We start from the raw sequence: 3,153 nt of genomic DNA, 5'->3' as shown, positions 1-3,153 counted from the left end.
CGCTCACGGACAGCAAGGCCAAGCCGGTGGTGCCGGTGGGCGGAACGTACCGGCTCATCGACATTCCGCTGTCCAACCTGCACCACAGCCATATTTCGGACGTCTGGGTGGTGGAGCAGTACCAGCCGAAATCGATCAACGACCACCTGGCGAACGGCCGGCCCTGGGACCTCGACCGCACCAACGGCGGTCTGCGGGTCCTGCCGCCCTTCCAGGGGGAGCACGGTGCAGGATTTGCCGCCGGAAACGCCGATGGTCTGTACCGGCAGGCGGAATTCATCCGCGAATTCGACCCCGAGCTGGTGCTGGTGCTCAGTGCCGATCATCTGTACCGCCTGGACTACCGGGATGTGGTCAGCACCCACCGGAAAGCAGGGGCGGCACTGACCATGGTGACGGTGGAGTACGACGGCGATGCCTCCCAGCATGGCGTAGTCGAGTCCGAGCGCGGCCTGGTTACAGGCTTCCAGTACAAGCCCGAGGACCCGCGCAGCAGCGTGGTGGCGGCGGAGATCTTCCTGTATTCGACAGACGTGCTGCTGGACACGCTCGCGTATCTGCACGAGCGCGACGGCGAGCTGCAGGACTACGGCGACCAGCTCATTCCGCACCTCGTGGAGAACGGGACGGTCGCTGACCACCGGCTGGACTCCTACTGGCTGGACCTCGGCACCCCCGAGAACTACCACCGCGCACACATGGACCTGCTGTCGGGTGCCGGTCTGGCCTTCGACGATCCGGCCTGGCCGATTCTCAGCGCCAGCCCGCGCCGCCTGCCTGCCTTTGTTGCTGACTCCGCAAGGGTGGCGAGCAGCCTGCTCTCGCCGGGCGCACGCATCGCGGGCGCCGTCACCAACAGCGTGATCGGACCGGACGTGGTCGTGGAGGAGGGGGCCGTCGTCGAACATTCAGTGGTGCTGGACCGGGCCCGCATCCCGGCCGGTGCGGTGCTGCGCTCGGTGATTGTCGACGCCGACGCGCAGCTGGATCCCGGCGCGGCGATCGGTGAGGCCGGCAGCGTGACGGTTGTCGACGCCAACGGTAAGGCCACGCACCCAAGCGGGTGAGGCGGCGGCTGAGACCGGCCGCGATTGGTCTTAAAGCCGCCTCCCTCCTAGAATGGAAAGGCATCAGTTGGCGGAGCGTGCGCAATTGCTCCGGTTTTCGGGAGTTTATCTCGCCCGAGGGCCGGTAGTTAGGGGCTCAGGTTGCGCTCACATCGCGAACACCGCAGATGGCCGTTGTAGCCGTCAGGACGGTGACGCCGCTGAAGCATTCCATGGCAGGTAGCACTGTCTGTTACCTGTTTTATTCAATCTTTGGAGGATCGTCATGGCAGCTCACTGCCAAGTGACTGGGGCCGAGCCGGGCTTCGGGCACAGTATTTCGCACTCGCACCGCCGCACCAAGCGCAGGTTCGACCCGAACATTCAGAAGAAGCGCTACTGGGTTCCGTCCCTGCGCCGTAACGTAACGCTGCAGGTTTCCGCCCGCGGCATCAAGACCATCGACGTGCGCGGTATTGACGCCGTCGTCGCTGAAATCCAGGCGCGGGGAGTGAAGCTCTAATGGCAAAGGACAAAGACGTACGTCCGATCATCAAGCTGAAGTCCACGGCAGGCACCGGGTACACCTACGTGACCCGCAAGAACCGCCGTAATGACCCGGACCGTATGGTTCTGATGAAGTACGACCCCAAGATCCGCAAGCACGTCGAATTCCGAGAGGAGCGCTAAACACATGGCTAAGAAGTCAAAGATTGCTCGCAACGAGCAGCGCAAGGTCATTGTTGAGCGCTACGCGGCCAAGCGCCTCGAGCTCAAGAAGACGCTGGTTGATGAAAACGCAACCGACGAGGCACGCGAGGCTGCACGCCTCGGCCTCCAGAAGCTGCCCCGCAACGCGTCGCCGGTCCGCCTGCGCAACCGCGACCAGATCGACGGGCGCCCCCGCGGCACCCTCCAGAAGTTCGGCATCTCGCGTGTCCGCTTCCGCGACATGGCGCACCGCGGCGAACTGCCCGGCGTAACCAAGTCAAGCTGGTAGACCCGGCAGCTGGCTGAAGCTGACAACAGGACGGTGGCCATACGGCCGCCGTCCTGTTGCGTTTAACGCCGTCCCGCGGGGTTTTTGGGGTCCCCGAACCCCGAAAAAGCCCTGAATTCCCCGGAAATCCGGGCAATAATGCCCGAATCTACGGGACATCCCTGTTGAAGCTGGTAGGTTTTCCTCCAGAAGCTTTGCCGGCACGGTGAAGTTCTGAATAATCCGCACAAGTCCAGGAGGACATACATTGGCTAAGAAAGAGACCAAGAACCGCAGCGAACTGGTGGCCGAGGTAGCAGCAAAGGCTGACACCAGCCAGACTGCCGTGAACAGCGTGCTGGACGCCCTGTTCGACGTTCTCGCTTCCTCTGCCAAGGACGACGTCAAGGTAACCATCCCGGGCTGGCTCGCAGTTGAGCGCACGGAGCGTGCAGCGCGCACGGGCCGCAACCCGCAGACCGGCGAGACCATCGAGATTGCAGCAGGCAGCAGCGTCAAGCTGACCGCCGGCTCCAAGCTCAAGGCTGCCGTCAAGTAGATCAGCTGACGCAGGGACTGCCACCACGCGGTGGCAGTCCCTGTTTCGTTTAACGCCCGTTCCTTTCAGCGTCCTGCCCGCTCTCACCAGTGCGGCACGTTACGTTAGTTGGCCGTTGTTCTACTGCGGGTAGACAATGGAAAGCGTGGCCACAACAACCAACCAGTCGAAGTCCGGGCGCGCAGGCGCCGCCGGGGGAACCGGGATCGGACCCGGCTGGCTGATCGTCGCGGGGGCTGCCGTCCTCGCCGCAGTGGTTCTCGCACTCGCGTTCTCCGGGGCAGCGGCTCCCCGCCAGCTGAGCGACCCGGGCGTCCTCACCCGCTGGGGACTGCCCGTGGCCAAAGCCGCGCACAACCTTTCGGTGGCCGCCGTCGTCGGCTCCCTCGTTTTCGCGGTGGTGATCCTGCCCCGCCGCGTCCGGTCCGGAACCGGCTCAAGCCGTGCGGCGGGAGAAGATCCGGAGGAAACGCCTGCCTTTTCCCGGGTGATGTCGCTGGCGTCCTGGGCGGCGGTAGCCTGGACGCTTTCCGCCCTTGCCGTCATGGTGCTCACCTACTCGGACGCCG

The 3,153-nt window shown here is 64.4% G+C and carries 5 protein-coding genes and 1 pseudogene; all 6 read left to right on the top strand.

The features are described 5' to 3' along the window. The coding region (locus X803_RS19685) for a glucose-1-phosphate adenylyltransferase family protein (RefSeq protein WP_035778873.1) at positions 1 to 1,067 on the top strand (1,067 nt) is incomplete at its 5' end. Positions 1,068 to 1,332: 265 nt separating this feature from the next. After that, positions 1,333 to 1,569: a 50S ribosomal protein L28 gene (rpmB, locus tag X803_RS0112285; RefSeq protein WP_026545364.1), complete on the top strand. Its 237-nt coding sequence runs from the start codon at positions 1,333 to 1,335 to the stop codon at positions 1,567 to 1,569. Continuing rightward, positions 1,569 to 1,736 carry a 50S ribosomal protein L33 gene (gene rpmG, locus X803_RS0112280; RefSeq protein WP_019481734.1) on the top strand — a complete coding sequence of 56 codons (168 nt, stop codon included), beginning with the start codon at positions 1,569 to 1,571 and terminating at the stop codon, positions 1,734 to 1,736. The genes rpmB and rpmG overlap by 1 nt, the downstream gene beginning before the upstream one ends. A gap of 4 nt (positions 1,737 to 1,740) precedes the next feature. After that, entirely contained in the window at positions 1,741 to 2,046 is a 306-nt protein-coding gene (gene rpsN / locus X803_RS0112275) for a 30S ribosomal protein S14 (protein WP_026545363.1), read from the top strand. A gap of 247 nt (positions 2,047 to 2,293) precedes the next feature. Further along, positions 2,294 to 2,584 carry an HU family DNA-binding protein gene (locus X803_RS0112270; protein ID WP_026545362.1) on the top strand — a complete coding sequence of 97 codons (291 nt, stop codon included), beginning with the start codon at positions 2,294 to 2,296 and terminating at the stop codon, positions 2,582 to 2,584. 145 nt (positions 2,585 to 2,729) lie between these two features. Next, a pseudogene (locus X803_RS19680) lies at positions 2,730 to 3,153 on the top strand (copper resistance protein CopD); the annotation flags it as partial.

Source organism: Arthrobacter sp. 35/47 (assembly GCF_000520475.1).
GTDB lineage: Bacteria > Actinomycetota > Actinomycetes > Actinomycetales > Micrococcaceae > Arthrobacter_D > Arthrobacter_D subterraneus.
This window is presented reverse-complemented; position numbering and strand designations above follow the sequence as displayed.